Consider the following 23,324-nt stretch of genomic DNA (forward strand, 5'->3'; position numbering starts at 1 on the left):
CCGGATCTCGGGGAGCAATTTTCCTTTCGTTTCAGCGATGTAACACAATCCACTCTCCAGGCGGAGAGCAGACAAGGCCTGAGGATTTCAGTAGGGTCTTCCCAACAACACCGTAGGGGCAAACACAATGAAACCTGACATGGACCTGATCGGCGCGCTCACCAGCTTCTCGGTGGGCACGCTCGATGGCCGCGACGCGATGATGGTGATCGAGATGGCCACCTCGCCGGAGGAGTACGAGCGCGGCGTGCGCCGGCAGCTGCCGGTGGCGATGACGCCCGAGCATGCGCGCGAGCTTGGCGAGGCGCTGCTCCTGGCCGCCAAGGCTGCGCTGATGGGCGACACTCCCTCTTACGCCGTCAACTGAAGCACCAGCCTCTTCTCCAAGCTCCACCGCGGGACGCCAGTTGACGTTCCGTCATGGCTTTGCGGCAACAATCCTATGCAGATTGGAATATTTTGCTGCAGCGCAAAATATCTTTTTTGCATCGCAACAAGAGCTTCTGTAAGGCGTTATCTGATAGGTAACCTGAAGGATAAACCTGATGCAGCGCCTGGGAAGCATGATCCACCAACTGGCTCGCTACCGGAGACAATGGGAAGGATCGATGAAGGCCGCGGCCGCGAGCGCAGCCTCGCTGGAGCCTTCCCCGACGGCTCCGAGCCGACTGACGGAAACGCAAGATTTCGGTCCGAACCCGGGCAATCTGCGCATGTTCACCTATGCGCCACCGGAGCTCGACGCCCTCCCTGCCCTCGTGGTGGTTCTTCACGGCTGCACACAGAGCGCTGCGGGCTATGATTACGGCTCCGGATGGTCGGTTCTGGCCGAGCGCTACGGCTTTGTCGTGCTCTTCCCCGAACAGCAGGATGCCAATAACCCGAAACGCTGCTTCAACTGGTTCCAACCTGGGGACATCGAACGCGACCGGGGGGAAGCCGCCTCGATCCGTCAGATGGTGGAGCGTGCCATTCGCGATCACGGCGTTGATCGTGACCGTATTTACGCGACCGGACTTTCGGCAGGCGGCGCCATGACGGCGACCATGCTGGCCACTTACCCGGAAGTCTTCGCTGGGGGGGCCATCATCGCAGGCCTTCCCTATCGATGCGCCACGAGTGTCTCGGAAGCCTTCGAGTGCATGTTCCAAGGGCAGACACGCCCTGCCCAGGAATGGGGCGATCTGGTACGCCGGGCCTCTCCGCATCGCGGGCCCTGGCCCAAGGTGTCCGTCTGGCATGGCAGCGCCGATGCCACCGTGAAGCCCCTCAATGCAGGCGAGATCATCAAGCAATGGACGAATGTCCATGGCCTTTCGAGGGCTCCCAGCAGGAACGAAACCGTGGATGGTTATCCGCGTCGCGTCTGGACGAACGATGCCGGAGAGGACGTGGTCGAGGAATACGTCATCACCGGCATGGCCCATGGTACGCCGCTCGCCACGGGCGATGGCGAGAACAATTACGGCGTTGCAGGCCCGTTCCTGCTAGAAGCCGGGATCTCGTCGAGCTATCACGTCGCGCAGTTTTGGGGCCTTACCGGGCGCGGCGTATCGAAGAAGCCTGCAAGCACCACGTCGAGAACCATTCCAACCGAAAAGACCTTGCCATCAACCCCTGCTTCGCAGGAGCGCAGGAAGCAAGCGCCTACCTCCATCCCGGACGTCGGTGCTGTCATTGCAAAGGCGCTGAAGGCTGCCGGCCTCATGCACTGAAGGCGCTCACGGATCTTTCCGGACGCTGAGATCGTCTTCGCTTTTCTTCTCGCCAGTCACGCAATTCATGCGAGACTGAGCCGGAAGGACCTGTGGAGACCGATCCTCACGTCTGGCAATCTCGCGCATGATCTTGGTGCGAATGACCATGGCGAATTGCTCCGGGTCGTGCAGAGGGATCATGAAGGCCCCGACGCCGCCGATCACGCATTCCCGATAGTACATGTCCAGCCCGACCATCTCGGGGCTGTTCGAGGCTCGCCCGAACATGATCGGCAGGCCATTGATCGTGATGCCTTCCGCGATCGCCTCATCCCGCGCGAGTTCAACCTTGCGCCCGTCATTGTTGGGACCATCCCCCGAGATGTCGATGACGCGGCGTGACGAGATTCTGCCGATATCCGTGAACAGATCGCGGCTGAAGTCGATCACCCCGGAGATCGATGTCATGCCTGCCTGGCGAATCGGCTTGCTGGCGAGATGATTGGAGAAGGCCTTCGCTTTTTCCGGACCATCGATGACTGTCCAGGGAACGAGCACCACCTGATCCTTGGCTCCAGACCACTCGACATAAGTTACCGCGATCCGCCCCGCTGCGCCGTTCTGGATGGCCTCATGGACAAGCGACGATCGAAAGGCTGCTACAAAACCAGCGCGTTGCAGGCTTTGTTCCTCCGCCTCCATCGAGGAGGACACGTCAACAGCGATGACAAGAGCCAAATCAAGCGGAGGCTCAGCGGAGGCAGGTGCTCCATCGAGAAAGCCGCCAGCGAGAATAAGGCACGCGAGAGTACACCAGAAACGACGAAGCATGATGACCTCCGCCTCTGCCCTCGGTCAGTTGACCAACGCCCAAGTTGCTCCTCTCTCAACGCACTAAGCTGGACTTTGATACGCTGGGCCGCGAATAAAAATTCCACCTCTCCACCCATCGAATCGAAGAAATCATCTGCCGAAAGGATGGTTTGGGAGAGCCTCAGGGACGAACTTGTCCTTTAAAGGGCAGTGGGGCTCATGGGGCATGGCAAGTTGCCGTCGAGATCTCGACGAAGAGGACACTGCTATCATGATGGCGTTCGCGCTGTGCCGTGACTTCACAATTGCGCAGGGTCGGAGCCTGACCGGCGATTTTCCTTTCGTTTCAGCGATGTAACACAATCCACTCTCCAGGCGGAGAGCAGACAAGGCCTGAGGATTTCAGTAGGGTCTTCCCAACAACACCGTAGGGGCAAACACAATGAAACCTGACATGGACCTGATCGGCGCGCTCACCAGCTTCTCGGTGGGCACGCTCGATGGCCGCGACGCGATGATGGTGATCGAGATGGCCACCTCGCCGGAGGAGTACGAGCGCGGCGTGCGCCGGCAGCTGCCGGTGGCGATGACGCCCGAGCATGCGCGCGAGCTTGGCGAGGCGCTGCTCCTGGCCGCCAAGGCTGCGCTGATGGGCGACACTCCCTCTTACGCCGTCAACTGAAGCGTCGGATTGGTCCCAAAGGCGGAGACCGGTTCGATGCGGATATCCTCAAGAAGCGCATCGTCTGATGCGAACCGAAGGTCCGCGCCAGCGAGAAACCAAGTTCACTTTCCGTACGATGCGGCAAGGCGTCGGAGCTCTTCTCACCGGCATGCACGATAAGCGCCCATGTCGAAATGGAAGTGATCGTGATGGGCCTCGTTGTAATCGGGGCTGAGTACGACGTCGAAGAACCCGCAGGCGCCATCTCGGACATCCCGCAGAAAAGCCGCGCGGCGGGGATCACTTCCCGTCCAGTCGGCTCTCACCGTGATCTGCTGTCCGTCCGCCAGCACGAAGCCGGCAAGATCAATAGCATTGGCGGTCGCATGTTCGCTGCGCCGACCTTCAGCGCGGTGGTTGATGTTGCGACAGGCGTAAGTGCCGAAGTGGACGACGCGCGCCACATCCTGCCTAAGATGTCTGCGAGCAGACGGCCCGACGACGTGGCGGTCAAAGAGCGCCCAGGCGACTGCCAGAGGACATGAAGCCGTAAAGTTCCCGCTTAAGGCGCGCGAAGCCTCCGTCACCTCGACCGCATTGGACAAGCCACAGCCATCCCTGTCCTCACGATCCGAAACGGGTCTGTAGGAAACATCCGACTCTGCCAGCACTCCAAGGCATTGCGGCCCGCTCCTCTCGAGACGCGAGAGCTTTATCCGCGTCAGCCAATTCACCTCGTCCGCCACCCGCAAGGGCGCGAACGGATTGAGATGTCTCGGAACGACGATTATTCCGCCCCAGACCAGTCCCGCCAGGATCGCAAGCCCGAGTGCAGCAGAGAGGGCGAGCCGGCCCAGAATGGTCGGGAGAAGTCTTGCACGCCGACGGGTTGGAAGAGGTTCGTCCTGCACACCACGGATTTAGGGCAGATTGTGCAGGGAGCGAGTCTTCTGACCTCTCTGTTGGTGCGGCCTAAGCAATCGAGGTCTGTCCTCAAAATGAAGTTCAGAACCTCAATTGAGGAGCTCCATGATGAGTTGAGCCGGCTGTGGGCGACCCAGACCGTAACCCTGGCCTTCCTGGCATCCGAGTTCCTGGAGCACGCGGATCTGATCCGGTGTCTCCAGCCCCTCGGCGATCAAGCGAATTCCAAGGCTTCGACCCAGGGCGACAATAGCCTGCACGATGGCCATCGCCTCCACATCGTCCGGAACGCCGAGGACGAAAGAACGATCGATCTTGATGGCATCGATAGGGAATTTCCGCAGATAGCTGAGCGCGGAGTAGCCGGTCCCAAAATCATCGAGAGCAAAGCCAATTCCGGAAGACTTCAACTCGTCGATGGCGCTGCGGACCGCACCGCACTCCTGAACGAAGAGCGACTCGGTAAGCTCAAGCATCAGCCGATCCGCTCGCAAGCCCGTATCAGCCAGAACCTTCGTGACAGACGCGACGAAATTGCCACGTGTGAATTGGACTGGCGACACATTGACTGAAAGCTTAATAGGCTGAGGCCAGCGAGCGGCCTCGCGGCATGCCTCGTACAATACCCACTCGCCAAGCGCTTCCATCATGCCGACTTCCTCGGCAATGGGGATAAACTCGTTGGGTGGCACCATTCCGCGCTCCGGATGAGGCCAGCGCAGAAGCGCCTCAACACCAATGAGCTTTCGACTGCCGAGGTCGAATTGCGGCTGGTAGACCACTTGGAATTCCTGTCGCGCCAGGGCGTCCCAAAGCTCCATCTCCAGCTTTTGTCTGGTCCGCAGTTCCGCTTCCATCGAAGATTCGTAGAAGCAATGAAGCCCGCGTCCAGCCTTCTTTGCCCGGTAGAGCGCCGCATCCGCCCGTTTCAGGATGACATCGGGACCGCTTGCCGTTTCATCAATCGCTGCAATGCCGACGCTGACGCCAATCGTCAGACGATTGCCATTGATTTCGTAAGGATCGCCGATTTGTTCGATCAGTCGCCGCGCGAGAGTTTGGAGATCCTCCTTCGCAATCGGCTCACGCCAGAGCACGGCAAACTCGTCTCCGCCGAAGCGTGCAAAAACATGCGGAGGCGGAACAAGTTCGAGCCCACGACGACCAGCGGCCTGCAGCAAGAGGTCCCCAGTTCCATGCCCGAAGGTATCGTTGACCGTCTTGAAGCGATCGAGATCGAAGTACAGAACAGCTCCGGAAGACGCTCCTGCAGTTTTTTCTTTCAATACTTCATGCAGGCTCTCCGTGAAGTGGTTGCGATTGGGTAGTCCGGTCAGCGTGTCATAGTGAGCGAGATATGCCAGACGCTGCTCGGCACGCCTGCGTTCGGTGATATCACGGAAGCTCAGACAAACGAAGAAGCGGCCCGCAGGTCTGCCACCGGTCGTGTCTACGTTCTCATGGAGACGCGAGGGAGTGACGACATATTCGAGCACCCGCTCGTCGGTGCCGCCATCCTGCAGGTGCAGCTGACGCGGCGCAGATCCGCGCCATTCTCCCTGGGCGCAGTCCGAGATGGCGTTTCTCATCGCCAGCAACATTTCAGCCGGTGCTAGTTCTTTGACAGGAAGTCCGATCCAGTTCCGGCGGTGTCCCGGTTTAAGAATCTGTGCGGCGGAGCGGCTGATCGACTGGATGGCTCCTTCGTCATCGACCACGATGATGCCGTCGAAATTGTCTGAAACGACTTGGTCGAGCACAATCTTCAGATTCTGACGCTCCGTGTTTGAAAGAACGAGGAGAATACGACGCAGGTCAATCTCCCGTCCGACCGTAACCGCCATGAAGCCTAGAACAGCGACATGCCAAGCTGAGGTATCGAGCGCAACCGTGTGCAAGACCTGCAGGGCGCCGGCGCAGATTTCCACCAGAGCGGCACAGCCGATCAGGGTCAGGAGAACGTGGTGCCATTTGGAGCCTCTTGCCGCCCAAACCAGAACCGCCAGCACGATCAAGCCGACGACTGCGATCCTTTGCTCCGTTTCATCAAGCGCCCGTCCCTGCGCGATCGTCTCCGCACTGATGGCCTGGAGAAGCGAACCGGAGATCAGACCATAATGTGGCACCTGGAAGACGTCGCGCAGCTCGATCGCACCAGCGCCGACGATCACTTTCTTTCCCCTCAAGCGCTGAGCCTCGATACGCCCTTGCAGAAGATCGATGACCGAGATGCGGTCAATCTCACTTGCCGAAATGCTGAAGTCGATGATGAATGAACCAGTGTTCGGGGAGACGCCTCCGTAGAGCGTGGCAAGCGACGGCAGAAGCTTCCCATCGATCATGGCACCATAGGGATAGCGCCGAACATGCCCGTCGGGATCCAGCTCTATATTGACGGTAGCAAGCCAGGCGTGGTCCCGAAAGCGGACGAGCGGCTGACTGGCGATGGTGCGGCCATCTTGGATGTCCGACGACCCAGGCTGGGTGAACGTGGCGAGGATAACCGAGCTTTTCGCACTTCGCAGAGCGGCTTCGAGAGCGCCGTCATCCGCCTCGTTCGACCGCGCGCTGAAATCGATGTCGAATGCAATTTCGGAAGACTCAAGACGATCGATGGACCGGATCAGGTCGGCATGAATGCGCCTGGGCCACGGCCATTCACCGATTTCGGCAATGCTCTTGGCATCGATCTCCACCAGCACGATCCCGCCGGTTGGATCCCGGTGAGCGGCAGCAAAGCGGAGTTCCGTCAGCCCATCCTTCAGCGGCTTGAGGACGCCTCCATTGTGAAGCAAGCCTGCAAAGAGAACGATGAAACTGATGACGATTGCGTGTCGGAACACGTGTCCCTCACAAGGGAAAGAGAATAAGCCCTGAGCGCCGGCAACCTGACGCGTTGTGGGATACCTTAATGTTTTCCTTTGCCCTCGGAGGAGCCGCCTCCCCCACCGTTGTCTGAGCCTGCGTCGCTCCTGCCGCCGCTATTGCCATTGTCGCTGCCCTTGCCGTTACCGCCTGCATTGCTGCCGCTGCTGCCGCTGCTGCCGCTTCCACCAGCGCCGTTGCCGTTGTTACCGCCATTGCCGGAACCGCCTGCGTTGCCGCCGCCATTATCTGCGCCTTTGCCGCCGCCGTTCCCGTTGCCGCCTGCATTGCCGCCTGAACCGCTGGATCCGGAACTGCCCTTGCCGCCACTGTTGCCGACGCCCGTGCCGTCAGAATTGTTCGAGGGATTGCCTGTGCCGGATTTGCTGCCGGATTTGCCCTTCGTTCCGGTGTCCTCATCATCAGAGTTCTGGGACCGTCCCCTCCTGACCTCTGGAGTATCGCTTGCCCCAGTCACTCGAAGACCGCGCCCTTCCGGCCCACCGACAATGGCTTTCTGACCGGGGCCGACATCTGCTGATGCACCAGTCTTCAGATCGGAAACCTCCACCAATCCACGCGCAACCTGCACGTCCGCGCCGCCCCTGGACACGGAGACCGTGAAGTGCGTTCCTTTCACGACAGCTGCCAGAAGCGGGGTTTTCACCGAGAAATGCCTGACGTTGCGTTTCTCAACCTCAAGTTCGATCCGCCCCACCTGCTGCCGGATCGTCGTGCTCGTGCCGAAGAACGTGTAGGATTGCGGCGTGATCACCGTATTGGGGCTCACCAGAATGCTCTCAGCTCCCCGCTCCAATTGAGCGCGGGCATTGTGGCTCGTCGAGAAAGTCGCCCCATCCGGAACCGTCATTCCGGTCGTCGCTCTGGCAACCGGTGCATTCGGGTTAGAGATCCACGCCTCGCCCGAGACCTTAACAATCACCCAATCCTCCGCCAGTGCGGGAGCCGCACTCAAGAGCAGAAGAAGGGGAAAGATGAACGGGCGGCGCAGCGGGATCAGCATCATGACAGGGGCGGCAATCGTTATGGATAGAATAAAGGCAATATCTTTGACCCGATAATCAACAATATAACATACAGCTCTTCCTGTCGATTCGGAATCCCGCCGATTGCGAGCGCCTCGGAATGCGTTCTCGCTCACGCATCTCGCGCCGCTACGATACCTACATGCCCAAAGGTAAGTAAGAGGATAAAACTAAATTACAGGAAGCCTACAAAATACGCCGTGCATGCCGCCGCATCACTGCTGGTTCTCGAGATTTCAGCGTCGGAGCGAAATAAAAGCCGGTCGGTTCGGTAACGTCGGTGAACGGAGCGGCGCTGGAATGGAGAGATACGACAGGAGGGAGGATTCGCAGAGTCAGCCGGCCTGAGCGATGCCGCGGCAGTGAAAGCCGATCACGCGCGGAGCTCCGCCCAGATAGTATTCCTCCATATCCTGGATGGAAAAACCGGCTTGCTGGAGCAGTTTTGCGACTGGGCGCGTGAGATTGCAGCCAACCGCCAGTGAGCGCCAGATCGGATTGAGTCGATACTGCCAGCGCGCCACGTCCTCCTCCGGCGACAGCCCATGCTCGAGGAAGAGCACCCTGCCCTCGGGCTTGAGAACGCGCCGGATCTCCTTGAGCGCCTGCTCGGGATCGTCGACCGAACACAGCGTATAGGTGATCACGGCCGTATCGATGGATACATCCCTCAGGGGCAGCGCCTCGGCTGGAGCACGGACGATCTCAAGAGGAACCGGGCTGTTGCGATGCCGCGTTTCACCGAGGTGAAGGAAGGCATCGTTCGGATCGACCCCGATGACCTTCGTCACGTTCAAGGGATTGTAGAACTGTAGGTTCAGACCCGGTCCCATGCCGATTTCGAGCACCACACCGCATGCGAGAGGGATGACCCGCTCCCGTTCCGCCGCGATGTCATCCATCGCGCAAAGGCAGCTGACGATTTTGGGTCCGATATAGCGAGAATACAGGCTCATCTTCGTTCTTTCGCGAGAAGGCGCGTCTGGAAAGGGTCGCGAGCATTAACGCCCTGCGCCGCGCCAGCCGTGATAGACGTCGAAGGGTTCGAGCCCGATGTCCTGCAGCATGCGCTCATCGAGCTGCCGGCGATCCCGCTCATGGGCAGCGGCCTCTTTCATCAGCGCAACGAAATAGCGGATGGATTCGGTGGTACTCGCAATGACGGCTCGCGCAATCCAACCTGACTGCGAGATCATCGAACCGTTCAGTGAAGCAGTGTTCTGCATCATGGCATGCCTCCCAGCACTTTTGATGCTAGACTGGACCAGATCGAGGTCCGACCCTTGACGCTAAGGGCAGGCATTCCCGGCCATTATCGTCACGATGGATGATGCGCGGCTCGGAGCCCCTCTTCTGTGACCTTGATCACATTGCACTCGATGCCCCGTCATCCTTGAAGAAGGGCCTCTCCATGGCTGGACCGCACAACCTGGCGCTTCTGCTCAAGGCCAATCCCTTCTTCGCAGGTCTTGGTGACGACGCCATCGAAGCCGTCGCGGTGCTGTGCGTGTCGCGGCACCTCGATCCAGGAGAGACGCTTTTTCTCAAAGGGGATCCGGGCGATGCGCTCTATGCCGTGCGTCGCGGGCAAATCCGCATCGCGACGGGGAGCTCTTCCGGCAGACGTCTGACGCTCAATCTCCTCGGTCCGGGCGATGTTTTCGGCGAGGTTGCCCTTCTTGACGGCCGCCCGCGAACCGCCGATGCGGTGGCGGTGGAGCCGACGGAGCTCTATACAGTCCTTCGGCGCGACTTCTTCGACCTTCTCGAAAGGCGCCCCTCCGTCGCGATCCGGATCATCGAACTCTTGTGCGAGCGCATTCGCTGGATGAGCGAGCAAATGGAGGAACGTGCGCTGCTGCCGCTGGAAACCCGGCTTGCCCATCGTCTCGTTGCGCTCAGCGAAGATTACGGCTGCGAGCTGCATGTCAGCCAGGAGGAGCTCGCCGTTTTCGTCGGTGCAAGCCGTGAAAGCGTGAACCGGCAGCTTCAGGATTGGCGCCGTCGCGGCTGGGTGGAGTTGAGCCGTAACCGCATTCGCGTGCTCCATCCGTCCTATCTGTATCGTTCGCATGAGAGCGACGGGGATCTTGCGGCGCGAGATCCCGTGTGATCCGCATCACAGAACGGAACGCCTTCTTCATTCAAAATCCTAGCATGGTTTTGAGGGGAGAAGAACCATGGCCTTGTATCGATCGAACCTGCCGCAACTCTCCGGCGGAGACTTCCTCACCGATGGCGGCCTGGAAACAACCCTGGTCTTTCATCACGGCATCGATCTGCCCTGCTTTGCGGCCTTTCCTCTCATCATGAACGAGGACGGACGCGAGACGCTGAGAGCCTACTTCAAACCCTATCTCGAAACCGCCCAGGAACGGAACATCGGCTTCATCCTCGACACGGTCACATGGCGCACCAATGCCGATTGGGGCGAGAAGCTCGGCTATTCGGCAGAAGCTCTCGCCGATGTTCAGCGCAGATCCGTGGCCTTCGCCTGCGAACTGCGCGAGGCCTACGCCACGGACCGTACGCCTGTCGTCATCAATGGTGTCCTGGGCCCCCGCGGCGACGGATACAAGGCCGAGAACCGCATGAGCCCGAGGGAAGCAGAGCGTTACCACGCGCCTCAGATCGAGGTCTTTCACGACACGCAGGCCGATATGGCGAGTGCGATAACGCTGGCCTATCCGGAAGAGGCCATCGGAATCGTGCGGACTGCACAGAGCCGTGACCTTCCTGTGGTCATCTCCTTTACGCTGGAAACAGATGGCCGCCTGCCGTCCGGAGACACGCTGCAGGAGGCGATCGAACGAGTGGACGCGGCCACCGGTTCGGGTCCGATCTACTACATGATCAACTGTGCGCACCCGACGCATTTCGAAAGCACCGTGGCGACAGGGGATACGTGGCTTAAGCGGATCAAAGGCATCAGGGCTAATGCCTCCGCCCTGAGCCATGCCGAACTCGATGCAGCCACCGAGTTGGATGCGGGCGATCCGCTTGTGCTCGGGCGTCACTATCAATCGCTGCGCCAGAGGATGACGCAGCTTTGTGTCTTGGGAGGATGCTGCGGAACGGACCACCGCCACATCGTTGCCATTTGCGAGGCCTGCAATCCGCGCTCCGGGCTCGCCTAAAGCCATGCACGAAAACTGCGAAAGGTTTCGTAAGTCCTGATGATCCGTTCAGCTCCGATACCGATCAAGAAGCGCTATATCAAAACTACCCCTTAAGGGGTGTGATCACGCAAAAGAGTTGGGAGCAGCGGTTTCGGGGCATAGTATGGTTCGAGAAGCGAAACTCACAAGCAAGGCATAAGCCCGCGGCACAATGTGAGAAGGACAAGTGTCCGCCAACGGCAGTCGAACGTTCACACGATCGGATTATGCCATGTCACGACGTTTCGAGCATGCAGGATTTCGGATGTGGAGAGCAGCGCTCGTCCGCATCCTTGTCTGCGCCTTGGCTGTTCTTCCTGCAACCGAAGGCGCTCAAGCGCAGGAAGCGTCGAAGAAGGTGCTGCACATCGATTCCTACCACGCAGGCAACGAGTGGAACGACCGGATCGTGGCGGCTCTCCGGGAGACGCTGACGGGCAAGGATATCGAGCTGCGCGTGTTTCACATGGACACGAAGCGACGCCCGTCCGACAGCGACATCCGGGCCTCTGCCCTGGAGGCCAAGCGTATCATCGACGAGTTCAAGCCCGATGTCATCACGACCAGTGACGACCCCGCCGCGCAGCACCTCGTCCAGCCCTATATGCGTGATTCCTCGATCCCGGTCGTCTTCTGCGGCTTGAACTGGGACGCCTCCACCTATGGCCTGCCCTTCCGCAATACCACGGGCATGGTCGAGGTCTCGCCGATCCCGCAGATCGTGCGGCTGCTGCGAAAGCACGCGCGGGGGCCGAAGCTCGGCTTTCTGTCCGAGGATACGCAGGTCAAGCGCAAGGAGCTTGCCTATCACGAGCGGCTTTTCGGGATCACCTACGACAAGACTTACTTCGTAAGAACGCATGCGGCCTGGAAGGAGGCCTTCCTGCAGGCCCAGAAGGAAGTCGACATGCTGATGATCCTCGGCGTCGGAGCCCTGCCCGATTGGAACCTCGCCGACGCCACCCGCCTTGCGGAGGAGAAGAGCGAAATCCCGAGCGGGACGGATTTCGAGTGGCTCACCGCCGTCAGCCTCATCGGAGTGGTGAAGAGCCCGCAGGAACAGGGACGCTGGGTGGGCCAGGCAACGCTTCGCATTCTCGAAGGCGTTCAGCCCAGCGACATTCCTCTTTCATATAATCGCGAAGGCGAGCTGTTTTTTAACGACAGGATTGCCCGAAAGCTTGGCATCAAGGATTTCCCTCCCCTCGCCAGAGCCGTCCGATGACAAGCCTTGAGCATGTTGAACCTCGAAAGATTACAAGCCCAAAGCGTTCCCTCACCCTGCTGACGCTCCGCAAGATCGCGATCCGCATCAGCCTCGTCGTCGCGGCCGCCACCATCATGAGCTACTGGCACGTGAAGACGGGCTTCGAGCACCAGGCCGTTGAGAACCTTGAGCGGTATGTCGAACAGAGGCGCGTCCGGGAAAGCGCGATCTTCGACCTCGCCAGCAGCAATATTCGGACATTCTCGGATGCCTATCTGCGCGAGATCAGCCAGATGGACCCGCAAGGAGCGGAGCAGCGCTTTGCAAGCCTGTTCGAGCAGCATCCCGACGGAACCACGCGGCTGACGGAGAATGTCTTCAAGACCTATGGCGTCACGGGCTTCATCGGCAAGCACGTGATGATCGAGCGCGATCTCAAGCGCCGGCTTGTCGTCGCCTTCGATCTGATCACGCAGTTCGGCCCAGCCTGGAAGAGCCAGTTCGCCAACCTCTATGTCATGACGCCGGAAGGCGCCGTCATCATGTACTGGCCCGATCAGCCCTGGGCTTTGCGGGCGGGAGATTGGGAGATTTCGGGCAAGCTGAATCTACTCTCTGCCAAGAAGGACGACGTGCTCATCGCAAGCACCGGCGCGATCGCCGACTCGGTCAAGGAGCGCTGGTCCGAACTCTATTTCGATTACGGTATCAACGACTGGCTCGTATCGGTCACCCGCCCGGCTCTCCTGGACGGACGTCCGGCCATCCAAATCGGCCAGGATATTCTCGTTCATGACCTGATCGGCCGCGCTGTCAGCACGGATCTGGGCGGCACCTATAACATCCTCTTCTCCGAGGAAGGACGGATCATCGCCCATCCCCGCTTCATGGATGCCATCCAGGCACGCAGCGGCTCTTTGCCGATTTCCGAAACCGGAGACGCCAAACTCGAGGAAATTCACCGATTGACACTGGAGCGTTCGCCACAGCAGACCGTCATTCGTGACCAAAACGACAATCAGGTGATTGCCGTCACGAAGCTCAGCGGTCCTGCATGGACCCTTGCGACGGTCTATCCTCTGGATCTTGCATCCGAGAGCGCGTGGCAGACGGCTCGCCTCATTCTCCTGATGGGTGCCCTGGCGCTGGTTCTCGAAATCGCCATTCTCAGTTCGACGCTCAGGAGCCAGATTGCCGTTCCTTTGCGCCTCCTGGTGCGCGCCACGAGCTCCGTCGCCAAGGGAGAGTTCAAGACGCATCTCAATCTTCGCCGCGATGATGAGATCGGCGAGCTGGCGGACGCCTTCACCACGATGGCCCGGCAGATCGATGCCCGCGAGACGGCGCTTAACGAGCGCAGCGCGAGCCTCGTCAAGCTCAATGATGAACTGGCCCACGAGCTTGCAGAGCGTGAAAGGGCCGAGCGGGAGCTGGCGCGCCACCGAGAGCTCAATGCCCTCCTCGATACCATCGATTACGGCATACTGTTCTTGAGCCCCGACCTGAAGATCCGCCTCGCCAACCGGGCCTACAAGGAAATGTGGGCCGTGCCCGAGGCGCAGATCGCCAAGGGCACGCCAATCCGCAACGTGATTGCCCATCACAGCCAGGCGCTGGGCATCGAACACGAGTACGAAGACGCCTTCATCGAGCGTAACATGGAGGACATCCGATGCTGCGACCAGGCTCCTATCGAGATCCACTCCCCGAACAACCGTGTGCTGCGCTATCATTGCGTCGCCCTGCCGGATGGCGGGCGCATGCTCACCTATGTGGACATCACCGAGCAGAAGCGGGCCCTCGATGCCATCGCGCTCGCTGAGCAGCGCCAGCGGCGCCTTCTGGAGCTGGCGCCCTTCCCGCTGGTGGTGACCCGGATGTCCGATGGGCGGATTCTGTACGCCAATGCTCGCACCGCAGAGGCCATCGGCCTCAAACCCGAGGAGTTGCGGGGAACGCCCGCGCCGAACTATTACGCAAACCCTGCCGATCGCGAGCGGATCCTCAAGATTCTATCGCAGGAAGGCCGCGTTCAGGACGTGGAAGTTCTCCTTCAGCGCCACGACGGAAAGCAATTCTGGGCCCTGGTGAACGCGAGCTTCGCCGACTATGAATCCGCCCCTGCCCTGCTGTTCGCCTTCAACGACATCACCGAGCTGAAACAGAGAGAAGCGCAGCTCAAGCAGGCCAAGAAGGAAACCGAAGCGGCGCTACGCGACCTCAACGCCGTTCTCGACACCATTCAATACGGCATCCTGTTTCTCGACCCCGATTTCCGCATTCGCCTCGCTAACCGGGCCTATCGCGAGATCTGGGAGATGCCCACGAGCTATTATGAAAAGCCTCGCTCCCTGGAAGAGGACATGGAAAAGAGCCGGACACTCGGCAGCTACGATGTCTCGGATGAGGAATGGGGGGCCTACAAGGCACGACGCATCGGCGAGATCAGAAGCGGTTCTCCCGTCACGACCGAGATGCGCCTGAAGAACGGACGCGTTCTTCAGTACCGCATCATTGCGTTGCCCGATGGCGGGCGCATGCTCACCTATTTCGACATCACCGATATGAAGCGGTTCGAGGATGTCCTGCGCCGCCATCTGGCCGCCATGGAAGCGGCCATGGACGGCATGGCGATCCTTGATGCGGACTATCACTACCAATACCTCAACGAAGCTCATGTGAAGATCTTCGGCTATGATCGCCCGGAGGAGCTTATCGGGAAGAGCTGGAAGCAGCTCTACACGGACGAGGAGCGCGCATATTTGGAGGCTGTGGCCTTCCCCAAGGTCTTCCAGGACGGTCACTGGAACGGCGAGGCCGTGGGCCTGAAGCGCGACGGCACGCTCTTCCCGCAGGACGTCTCGCTTACCATCATCCAGGATGGCGGGCTGATCTGCGTGGTGCGCGATATCACTGAGCGCCACGCTCGTGACGAAGCCTTGCGTCAGGCCAAGGAGCACGCGGAGGAAGCAAGCCAAGCCAAGTCCCGATTCCTGGCGAACGTGAGCCATGAGCTGCGCACGCCGCTCAATGCCGTTCTTGGCTATACCGAGCTTCTCATCGACGGGCTCTACGGTAATCTTCCCGACAAGGCGCACGGCGTGCTCACGCGCGTGCAGGTGAATGGCCGCCATCTTCTCGCTCTCATCAACGATATCCTCGATCTCTCGAAGATCGAGGCCGGAGAGCTTCTGATCGCCGCAGAGCCCTATTCGATTTCCGATCTCGTCCACGCCGCCGTCACCACGGCGGAGCCGCTCGCCAAGGCGAAGGGACTTTCCCTTCGCGTTTCGGTTCCGGAGGGACTTCCCTGTGGCAGCGGTGACGAGCGCCGTCTGACCCAGGTGCTCGTCAACCTCGTCGGCAACGCCATCAAGTTCACGGATCAAGGCTCCGTCGATGTCTCGGCCGAGGTGGTGAGCGGACGCCTGAAGATTGCCATCAAGGACACTGGCATCGGCATCGCGCCGAAGGATCAGAAACTCATCTTCGAGGCCTTCCAACAAGGTTCCAATGCTGTGAATGGCGGCACCGGAACAGGACTCGGCCTCGCCATCTCGAAGCGCATCGTGCAGATGCACGGCGGCACGATCCATGTTTACTCAGCCGTGGGACAAGGTTCCACCTTCACCATCGACCTCCCGCTGGAGACCCGCCCTGTGACGGAGGCTGCCTGATGAGCAAGCGGATCCTGATCGTCGAGGACACGGAGGACAATCGACGGATCCTGCGCGATCTTTTGACCAATGCGGGGTTTGAAATCTGCGAGGCGCATGATGGCCAGGCGGCGATCACGGCTGCGGCGGAATTCAGGCCCGATCTGATCCTGATGGATATCCAATTGCCGATTCTCGACGGATATGAGGCGATCCGGCATATCAAGGCCAATCCATCGATCCAGCCGCCTCCGATCATTGCCGTGACGTCCTATGCGCTTTCGGGAGACGAGGAGAAGGCCTGGGCTGCCGGATGCGACGGTTATATCGCGAAACCCTTCAGCCCGCGCCAAATCCTCGCGAAGGTGCGCGAGCTTCTGGAATGACGGGCCATGCGCGATCGCCCTCTCATCCTAGTCGTCGACGATATCGAGGAAAACATCGAGATCGTCCGTGTGCGCTTGGAGGCGCGGGGGTATGAAATCGAGACGGCCAGCAATGGACGCGAGGCGATCGAGAAAGCGGATCGACTGCGCCCCGACCTGATCCTGCTCGATATCATGATGCCGGATATGGACGGCATCGAAGTCACGCAACAGCTCAAGGGCAACGAAGCCCTTCGCGCCATCCCCATCATTCTGCTGACGGCGAAATCCAGCATCAAGGACGTGGTGGCAGGCCTCGACGCCGGAGGTGACGATTATCTCACCAAACCTTTCGAGCCTGCGACGCTCGTTGCGCGGGTGCGTTCGCTGCTGCGGATCAAAACCCTCTACGACACTGTCCAGGCACAGGCTTCAGAGCTTGCAGCCCTGAACCAGCATCTGGAAGAGCGTGTCGAACAGCAGGTGCACGAGCTCGAACGGTTACGCGATCTTAGGCGCTTCCTGCCGCCTCAGATCGCGGACATGATCGCCTCGAAGGGGGGCCAAGCCGAAATCCTTCAGCATCACCGCCGGGAGATTGTGGTGCTCTTCTGCGACCTGCGCGGCTTCACGAGCTTTGCCGAGATTGCTGCGCCCGAGGAGGTCATGGATCTTCTGAATGCGTATCACTCGACACTCGGACCGCTGATCCACGAGGCTGCGGGAACGCTCGAGCGATTTACAGGCGACGGCATGATGATCTTCTTCAACGATCCCATTCCCTGCCCCGATCCTGCCGCTCGCGCCGTGAAGCTTGCGATCGCCATGCGCGACCATATTCAGATGCTGTCGCGTGACTGGCAGCTGCGTGGATACACCATCGGTTTCGGCATCGGCATCGCGCAAGGCTATGCGACCATGGGCCGGATCGGCTTCGAAGGCCGGTTCGATTACGCCGCCATCGGTACCGTGACGAATGTGGCCGCGCGCCTGTGCTCGGAAGCGCGCGACGGCCAGATCCTGGTCACGCAGCGCGTCGCCACAGAGGCGGAGAACCTGGCGGCCTCAATCTCTCTTGGCGACTTCAATCTGAAGGGCCTGAGCCGCCCGATTCCGATTTACAATATCGAGGGGCTCAGACCTGAAAGCGCGGGCACCTAGCGTATCGTGCTTCAAAAGTGGACTCGGTTTTCACTGACGTGGCCCTTCGGGCCACCGGCGCGGACCTCCGGTTCCGCCCCGAACGATGCGCTCCCTGAGGAAGGAAGCATCGGACCCAAAAGGCAAGTCCACTTTTTTCGTCCGATGTTCTAGCCCGTCTTCACCATCACGTGGCGTACGGCGGTGTAATCCTCCAGCGCGTACATGCTCATATCCTTGCCGTAGCCGGATTGCTTCAGGCCGCCATGGGGCATCTCGTTGACCAGCATGAAATGGCAGTTCACCCATGTGCAGCCATATTGCAGGCGCGAGGCCGTGCTCATGGCCTTCGACACGTCCCTGGACCACACGGACGAGGCGAGGCCGTAATCGGAATCGTTCGCCCAAGCGACGGCCTGATCCACATCGTCGAAGCGCGTCACGGAGACAACAGGGCCAAACACCTCACGGCGAACGATCTCGTCTTCCTGGAGGGCTCCGGCAATGACCGTGGGCTCGTAGAAGAAGCCGCCACCGCTCCCCTCCTTGCCACCGGCTGTGATCTCGATGTGCTTGAGATCCGCAGCACGTTCCACGAACGAGGCTACGCGCGAGCGCTGGCGCGGCGAGATGAGCGGTCCGAGATCATTCTCATCATCATTCTCGAGGCCAAGCCGAAGCCCCGACACGGCGGAGGAGAGATCCGCGACGAAACGGTCGTAGATCTTCGAGCCCGCATAGATGCGGCAGGCTGCCGTGCAATCCTGACCCGCATTGTAGTAGCCGAAGACCCTGATGCCCTCGACGACCTCTGCAAGATCGGCATCGTCGAACACGATGACCGGCGCCTTGCCGCCGAGCTCCAGATGCGTGCGCTTCACCGAGTTCGCAGCGGCGGTGAGAACCTTCTTGCCCGTGGCGATGTCGCCGGTGAGCGAGATCATCGAGACCTTCGGATGGGAGATGAGCGCCTGGCCGACCGTTTCGCCACGTCCTACCACTACGTTGACGACGCCTTGAGGGAGGACATCGGCGATGACCTTAGCGAGCTTCAGCGTCGTCAGCGGCGTCTGCTCGGAGGGTTTGATCACCACCGTATTGCCGCCAGCCAGAGCCGGAGCGAGCTTCCACGCCGCCATCATCAGCGGATAATTCCACGGCGCGATGGAGGCCACGACACCAATCGGATCGCGCCGGATCATGGAGGTATGGCCCGGCAGATATTCCCCGGCGACTGCGCCCTGCATGGTGCGCACCGCGCCCGCGAAGAAGCGGAAGCAATCGACGACTGCCGGGATTTCATCACGCAGCACGAGATAACGCGGCTTGCCGCAATTGAGCGCTTCGAGGCTCGCGAAAGACTCCGCTTCCGCCTCGATGCGATCGGCGAGCTTCAGCAGAAATCCTGAGCGCTCGGCAGGCGTGGTGCGTGACCAGAAGACGAAGGCGGCTTCCGCCGCCGAAACCGCTTCGTGGATCTGCTCGGATGAGGCTTCTGGCAATTTCAGGATCGTTTCACCGGTGCGGGGATTGAGGATCGTCTCGGCGTCTTCAGATCCTGCCTCGAAGCGCCCGCTGATCAGCATTTCGATATCCGATGGTTTCAAAAGATTGCCTGTATCCATGATGTCCTCCTCACATTATTCGGATCGGTTTGTCCGTCACGCGCGGCTGGATGCGCCTGCCTCCTCACGGGTCAGGTAGTAGGCCGCGAGAATAGGCAGGAAGGTCAGGGCGATCACAATGACGGCAACGACGTTGGTGACGGGCCGCTGACGCGGCCTGACGAGTTCGTTGAGCATCCAGATCGGCAGCGTCGATTGCTGTCCTGCGGTGAAGGTGGTGACGATCACCTCGTCGAAGGACAGGGCGAAGGCGAGCATTGCGCCTGCGAGCAGCGCCGTGCTTAAGTTAGGCAAGATCACATAGCGGAAGGTCTGAAAGCTGTCGGCGCCGAGATCGTAGGACGCCTCTATGATGGAGGGCGACATGCGCCGCAGGCGCGCCACCGCATTGTTGTGCACCACCACCACGCAGAAGGTGGCATGCCCCACCACGATGGTCCAGAACGAGAAAGGCAGATCCATCAGGTTGAAGGCGGAGCGCAACGCAATTCCGGTGATGATGCCGGGCAGCGCGATGGGCAGGATGATGAGAAGCGAGATGACCTCGCGTCCGAAGAACTTGGTCCGCGCCAACGCACCGGCGGCAAGCGTGCCCAGTACCAGCGCGATAAGAGTGGCAACTGTCGCCACCTGAAACGAAAGCGTGAGCGCGTTCCAGACGTCAGGGCGCGACCAGGCAACGCCGAACCATTTCAGCGTCAGCCCCGGCGGCGGGAACTGATAGCTGCGCTCCTCCGTGGTGAAGGCATAGAGGATCACGAACGCGAGCGGCGCGTGCAGGAAGAGAAGCCCGACGGCGGCGCTGATCTTCAAGCCGAAGGAAGCCTTAGAACGCATCGAATGCCCCCAGTCGTTTCGCCGCGAGAAGATAGACCGCCATCACCATGATCGGCACGACTGCGAAAGCCGCTGCGAGCGGGATGTTGCCCGCCGTGCCCTGCAACACATAGACCGCTTGGCCCAACAACAGCGTCGAGGGGCCGATGATCTGCGGCAGGATGTAATCGCCGAGCGTCAATGAGAAGGTGAAGATGGAGCCCGCCGCCACGCCTGGCATGGCGAGAGGCAGAACCACCGTGCAAAATGTCTGGTTCGGCGATGCGCCGAGATCTGCCGACGCCTCGACGAGGCTGCCGGGCACGCGCTCCAGCGCTGCCTGGATCGGCAGGATCATGAAAGGCAGCCAGAGATAGATGAAGACGAGGAATTGGCCGATATAGCTGACGGATAAGGACGGGCCGCCAATCAGTGGGGCGCTCAACAAGCCGTCGATCATAGGCATCGCGCCGATCCGATCCGCCGCCCATGCCACCGCCCCTTCCTTCGCGAGAAGCAGCTTCCAGGCATAAACCTTCACGAGATAGCTCGACCAGAGCGGCATCATGATCGCGAGATAGAAGGCAGCCTTCATGCGCCCATAGGCATAGCGCGCTGCGTAATAGGCGACAGGAAAGGCAAGGATCGCGGAGGCCAGCGTCACTGCGGCGGCCATCACCACAGTACGAAGTATGACATCGAGATTGGCTGGCTGCAGCAACTCGGCATAGGTTTTCAGCGTGAACTCACGAACGATGGTTCCCGAAAACTCATCGATGGAGAAGAAACTCTGTAAAAGCAGCGCGATCAGGCTGCCCACATAAACGATGCCCAGCCACAGAAGCGGCGGCACGAGCAGCAAGGTGAGCAGAAGGCCTTGGCGCCTGAAGAGCGCATCGGAGAAGCGGCGCGACAGGCTCTCGCGCGGGATCGGCAGATCGAGGACGCCAGCCGTCACCGTTCATCCTCCATCGCGTGCATGGCGTAAGGCGACCAGAACAGGCGGCTCGGCTCACCGGGCCTCAAGTCGCGCACGTCCGACGCAGGCACAAGAGCGCAGAGGCGCACGCCTTCGCAATCCACGATCACGCGCCGCATCGCACCCTGGTATTGCACTTCGATGCATGTTCCGTCCGCATGAAGGCGGCCCGGCTCGACTGTATATCCGGCGGGACGAACGGCAATCGCTTCAGGCCGGAGGCTCACGAGTCTCGAGGGGCCACCGAAGCGCGCAGCCACGTCAGGCCCGAGCACGTTGGAGCCGCCGACGAACTCGGCGACGAAGCGCGCTTGAGGCCGCTCATAGATCTCTTCCGGCGTGCCCACCTGCACGATGCGTCCCGCATTGAACACGGCCACGCGGTCGCTCATGGAGAGCGCCTCTCCCTGATCATGCGTGACGAAGATGAAGGTGAGGCCGAGGCTGCGCTGCAACGCTTTCAGCTCCACCTGCATTTCCTCTCTCAACTTCAGATCGAGCGCGCCGAGCGGCTCGTCGAGCAGCAGCACCTTGGGACGGTTGACCAGGGCGCGCGCAAGCGCAACGCGCTGGCGCTGGCCGCCGGAAAGCTGCTGCGGACGACGCGCCTCGAAGCCGACGAGTTTTACGAGCGCGAGTGCCTCACGTCCGAGCCTCTCCCGTTCCGCGCGCCCCATGCCGCGGATGCGCAGGCCGTAAGTCACGTTGTCGAGGACATTCAGATGCGGAAACAGCGCATAATCCTGAAATACCGTGTTCACCGCGCGGCGATAAGGCGGAACACCGGCAACGGGCTCACCGAAGATGCTGATCGTACCCGCATCGGGTTGCTCGAAGCCGGCGATCAGGCGAAGGCACGTGGTCTTGCCCGAGCCGGAGGGACCCAGCATCGAGAAGAACTCGCCGGCACGGATATCGAAATCGAGCCCGTCGACGGCGCGCACGGCGCCGAAGTGGCGGGCGACATCTTGGAAGCGCACGGCACAGCCGTGAGCAGGCGCGAGGGACTGAGCCGCGACGGTGTCTTGCGGACGCGTGTGAACGGACATGAGAGGCGCTCCGGAGGTCAAGCGATCAGGCCTCCTGTTCTGTCGAAGGGAGGCGCTCTTAAAGCTCAAGCGCCTCCGCCTCAGGGCATCAACGTCCGCCGAGGATGGCGATGTAATCCGTCACCCAGCGATAATATGGGACGCAGCCTTCGGACTGGGTTGCACATTTTGCAACCGGCGTGCGCCAGAACTTGATCTTCTCGAAATTGCCCATGCCGTTGACCTCGCAGCCTTCGGCTCCGAGAAGCTCGTTGCCCTTGCAGGCGGCGGGAACGGAGGGCACGGAGCCGAACCAGGAGGCGAGATCGCCCTGCACCTTCGGGCTCAAGGAATGCTCGAGCCACATGTAGGCGCAGTTCGGATGCGGCGCGTCCACATGCATCATCGTGGTATCGGCCCAACCGGTCGCGCCCTCTTCCGGAACGGTGCTGGCGATGGGCTTGCTCTGGCTCTGCAGGAGGTTCACCTGGAACGGCCAGGAGGAGGAAGCAACCACGCCTTCATTGGTGAAGTCGTCCACCTGCACCATGGCATCGTGCCAATAGCGCTGCACGAGCGCACGCTGCTTGCGCAGCAGGTCGAGCGCCGCCTTGTACTGCTTCTCGGTGAGTTCATAAGGATCCTTGATGCCAAGATCCGGCTGATGCCTCATCAGGTAGAGCGCCGCATCGGCAATGTAGATCGGCCCGTCGAAAGCCTGAACGCGGCCCTTGTTGGACTTGCCGTCGGGGAGCGTCGTCTCCTCGAACACCACGTTCCAGCTCTTGGGTGCTTCCTTGAACACGTTGGTGTTGTACATCAAGACGTTCGAGCCCCATTGATAAGGCACGCCGTAATGCACATTGTCCACCGTGTGCCAGGGCGCGTTCTGCAGACGCTGGTCAACGGTGTTCCAACTTGGGACGAGGCTCGTGTCGATCGGCTGCACGCGCTTGCCGGAAATGAGCCTCAGACTCGCATCGCCCGATGCGGTGACGAGGTCGAAGCCGCCCTCGTTCATGAGAGCCACCATCTCGTCCGAGGTGCCGGCAGTCTTCACGTTCACCTTGCAGCCGGTCTTCTGCTCGAAACTCGTGACCCAATCGTACTTCTTGTCGGTTTCGCCCCGCTCGATATAGCCGGGCCACGCGATGATATCGACAGAACCCTCGGCCTTGCCGAGTTGTTTGACCTGCGCGGCGGCAGGCATGGCGCCAATCGACGCCGCCAAGCAGAGTCCAGCGGTCTTGAAGACGATGCGACGCATGATGCGCCTCCCCTTCCCTCTAACCCTATTTGAAAGCAGGCGGGCCCAATCGGCTTGAGCCTTCTTACCCTTGC

General features: G+C 60.5%; 20 protein-coding genes. 9 read left to right on the plus strand and 11 right to left on the minus strand.

Translation table 11 applies throughout. The annotated features are described in order from the left end of the window. Positions 1–139: 139 nt before the first annotated feature. Positions 140–367: a hypothetical protein gene (locus tag AA309_RS21960; protein ID WP_047191162.1), complete on the plus strand. Its 228-nt coding sequence runs from the start codon at positions 140–142 to the stop codon at positions 365–367. 178 nt (positions 368–545) lie between these two features. Beyond that, positions 546–1,715, plus strand: a complete 1,170-nt coding sequence (locus tag AA309_RS21965; RefSeq protein WP_052954923.1) for an extracellular catalytic domain type 1 short-chain-length polyhydroxyalkanoate depolymerase — start codon at positions 546–548, stop codon at positions 1,713–1,715. 6 nt (positions 1,716–1,721) lie between these two features. Here the strand turns inward: AA309_RS21965 and AA309_RS21970 are convergent, their stop codons facing one another. Then, a complete protein-coding gene (locus AA309_RS21970; RefSeq protein ID WP_047191163.1) occupies positions 1,722–2,528 on the minus strand; it encodes a DUF1194 domain-containing protein in 807 nt (268 codons plus the stop codon). A gap of 436 nt (positions 2,529–2,964) precedes the next feature. Between AA309_RS21970 and AA309_RS21975 the strand changes: the two genes are divergently transcribed. Beyond that, the gene (locus tag AA309_RS21975) at positions 2,965–3,192 is read left to right on the plus strand and encodes a hypothetical protein (RefSeq protein ID WP_047191162.1); all 228 of its coding nucleotides are present in this window, start codon (positions 2,965–2,967) and stop codon (positions 3,190–3,192) included. Positions 3,193–3,335: 143 nt separating this feature from the next. Here AA309_RS21975 and AA309_RS33385 read toward each other — a convergent pair whose 3' ends face one another. The 5 genes from AA309_RS33385 to AA309_RS22000 form a co-directional block, all read right to left on the minus strand. Beyond that, positions 3,336–4,085, minus strand: a complete 750-nt coding sequence (locus AA309_RS33385; protein WP_200902027.1) for an extensin-like domain-containing protein — start codon at positions 4,083–4,085, stop codon at positions 3,336–3,338. A gap of 102 nt (positions 4,086–4,187) precedes the next feature. Next, the gene (locus AA309_RS21985) at positions 4,188–6,941 is read right to left on the minus strand and encodes an EAL domain-containing protein (RefSeq protein WP_047191165.1); all 2,754 of its coding nucleotides are present in this window, start codon (positions 6,939–6,941) and stop codon (positions 4,188–4,190) included. Between the two features lie 65 nt (positions 6,942–7,006). Then, positions 7,007–7,990 carry a FecR domain-containing protein gene (locus AA309_RS21990; protein ID WP_052954924.1) on the minus strand — a complete coding sequence of 328 codons (984 nt, stop codon included), beginning with the start codon at positions 7,988–7,990 and terminating at the stop codon, positions 7,007–7,009. 354 nt (positions 7,991–8,344) lie between these two features. Continuing rightward, entirely contained in the window at positions 8,345–8,965 is a 621-nt protein-coding gene (locus AA309_RS21995; protein ID WP_047191166.1) for a class I SAM-dependent methyltransferase, read from the minus strand. Positions 8,966–9,010: 45 nt separating this feature from the next. Then, complete coding sequence (locus tag AA309_RS22000; RefSeq protein ID WP_047191167.1) at positions 9,011–9,238, minus strand: hypothetical protein; 228 nt, start codon at positions 9,236–9,238, stop codon at positions 9,011–9,013. 182 nt (positions 9,239–9,420) lie between these two features. On the opposite strand from AA309_RS22000, the gene AA309_RS22005 reads away from it, so the two are divergent. From AA309_RS22005 to AA309_RS22030, 6 genes are all read left to right on the plus strand, one after another. Then, positions 9,421–10,122, plus strand: a complete 702-nt coding sequence (locus tag AA309_RS22005; RefSeq protein ID WP_047191206.1) for a Crp/Fnr family transcriptional regulator — start codon at positions 9,421–9,423, stop codon at positions 10,120–10,122. A 67-nt stretch (positions 10,123–10,189) separates the two neighbouring features. Beyond that, the gene (locus tag AA309_RS22010) at positions 10,190–11,146 is read left to right on the plus strand and encodes a homocysteine S-methyltransferase family protein (protein WP_047191168.1); all 957 of its coding nucleotides are present in this window, start codon (positions 10,190–10,192) and stop codon (positions 11,144–11,146) included. Positions 11,147–11,399: 253 nt separating this feature from the next. Then, positions 11,400–12,392 carry an ABC transporter substrate-binding protein gene (locus AA309_RS22015; protein WP_150117681.1) on the plus strand — a complete coding sequence of 331 codons (993 nt, stop codon included), beginning with the start codon at positions 11,400–11,402 and terminating at the stop codon, positions 12,390–12,392. Continuing rightward, positions 12,389–16,051 carry a PAS-domain containing protein gene (locus tag AA309_RS22020; protein WP_047191170.1) on the plus strand — a complete coding sequence of 1,221 codons (3,663 nt, stop codon included), beginning with the start codon at positions 12,389–12,391 and terminating at the stop codon, positions 16,049–16,051. Before AA309_RS22015 ends, AA309_RS22020 begins: the two co-directional genes overlap by 4 nt. Beyond that, the gene (locus AA309_RS22025) at positions 16,051–16,416 is read left to right on the plus strand and encodes a response regulator (RefSeq protein ID WP_047191171.1); all 366 of its coding nucleotides are present in this window, start codon (positions 16,051–16,053) and stop codon (positions 16,414–16,416) included. The genes AA309_RS22020 and AA309_RS22025 overlap by 1 nt, the downstream gene beginning before the upstream one ends. Before the next feature lie 6 nt (positions 16,417–16,422). Beyond that, on the plus strand, positions 16,423–17,556 hold the full coding sequence (locus AA309_RS22030; RefSeq protein WP_047191172.1) for an adenylate/guanylate cyclase domain-containing protein: 1,134 nt from the start codon (positions 16,423–16,425) through the stop codon (positions 17,554–17,556). 149 nt (positions 17,557–17,705) lie between these two features. Here AA309_RS22030 and AA309_RS22035 read toward each other — a convergent pair whose 3' ends face one another. The 5 genes from AA309_RS22035 to AA309_RS22055 form a co-directional block, all read right to left on the minus strand. Next, entirely contained in the window at positions 17,706–19,160 is a 1,455-nt protein-coding gene (locus AA309_RS22035; RefSeq protein ID WP_047191173.1) for a gamma-aminobutyraldehyde dehydrogenase, read from the minus strand. Between the two features lie 36 nt (positions 19,161–19,196). Beyond that, complete coding sequence (locus AA309_RS22040) at positions 19,197–19,997, minus strand: ABC transporter permease (protein WP_047191174.1); 801 nt, start codon at positions 19,995–19,997, stop codon at positions 19,197–19,199. Continuing rightward, positions 19,987–20,934 carry an ABC transporter permease gene (locus tag AA309_RS22045; RefSeq protein ID WP_047191175.1) on the minus strand — a complete coding sequence of 316 codons (948 nt, stop codon included), beginning with the start codon at positions 20,932–20,934 and terminating at the stop codon, positions 19,987–19,989. Before AA309_RS22045 ends, AA309_RS22040 begins: the two co-directional genes overlap by 11 nt. Continuing rightward, positions 20,931–22,004 carry an ABC transporter ATP-binding protein gene (locus AA309_RS22050; RefSeq protein ID WP_084731498.1) on the minus strand — a complete coding sequence of 358 codons (1,074 nt, stop codon included), beginning with the start codon at positions 22,002–22,004 and terminating at the stop codon, positions 20,931–20,933. The genes AA309_RS22045 and AA309_RS22050 overlap by 4 nt, the downstream gene beginning before the upstream one ends. An 88-nt stretch (positions 22,005–22,092) precedes the next feature. Beyond that, entirely contained in the window at positions 22,093–23,193 is a 1,101-nt protein-coding gene (locus tag AA309_RS22055; RefSeq protein ID WP_047191208.1) for an ABC transporter substrate-binding protein, read from the minus strand. Positions 23,194–23,324 lie beyond the last annotated feature (131 nt).

This window comes from Microvirga vignae (genome assembly GCF_001017175.1).
Classification (GTDB): Bacteria; Pseudomonadota; Alphaproteobacteria; order Rhizobiales; family Beijerinckiaceae; genus Microvirga; species Microvirga vignae.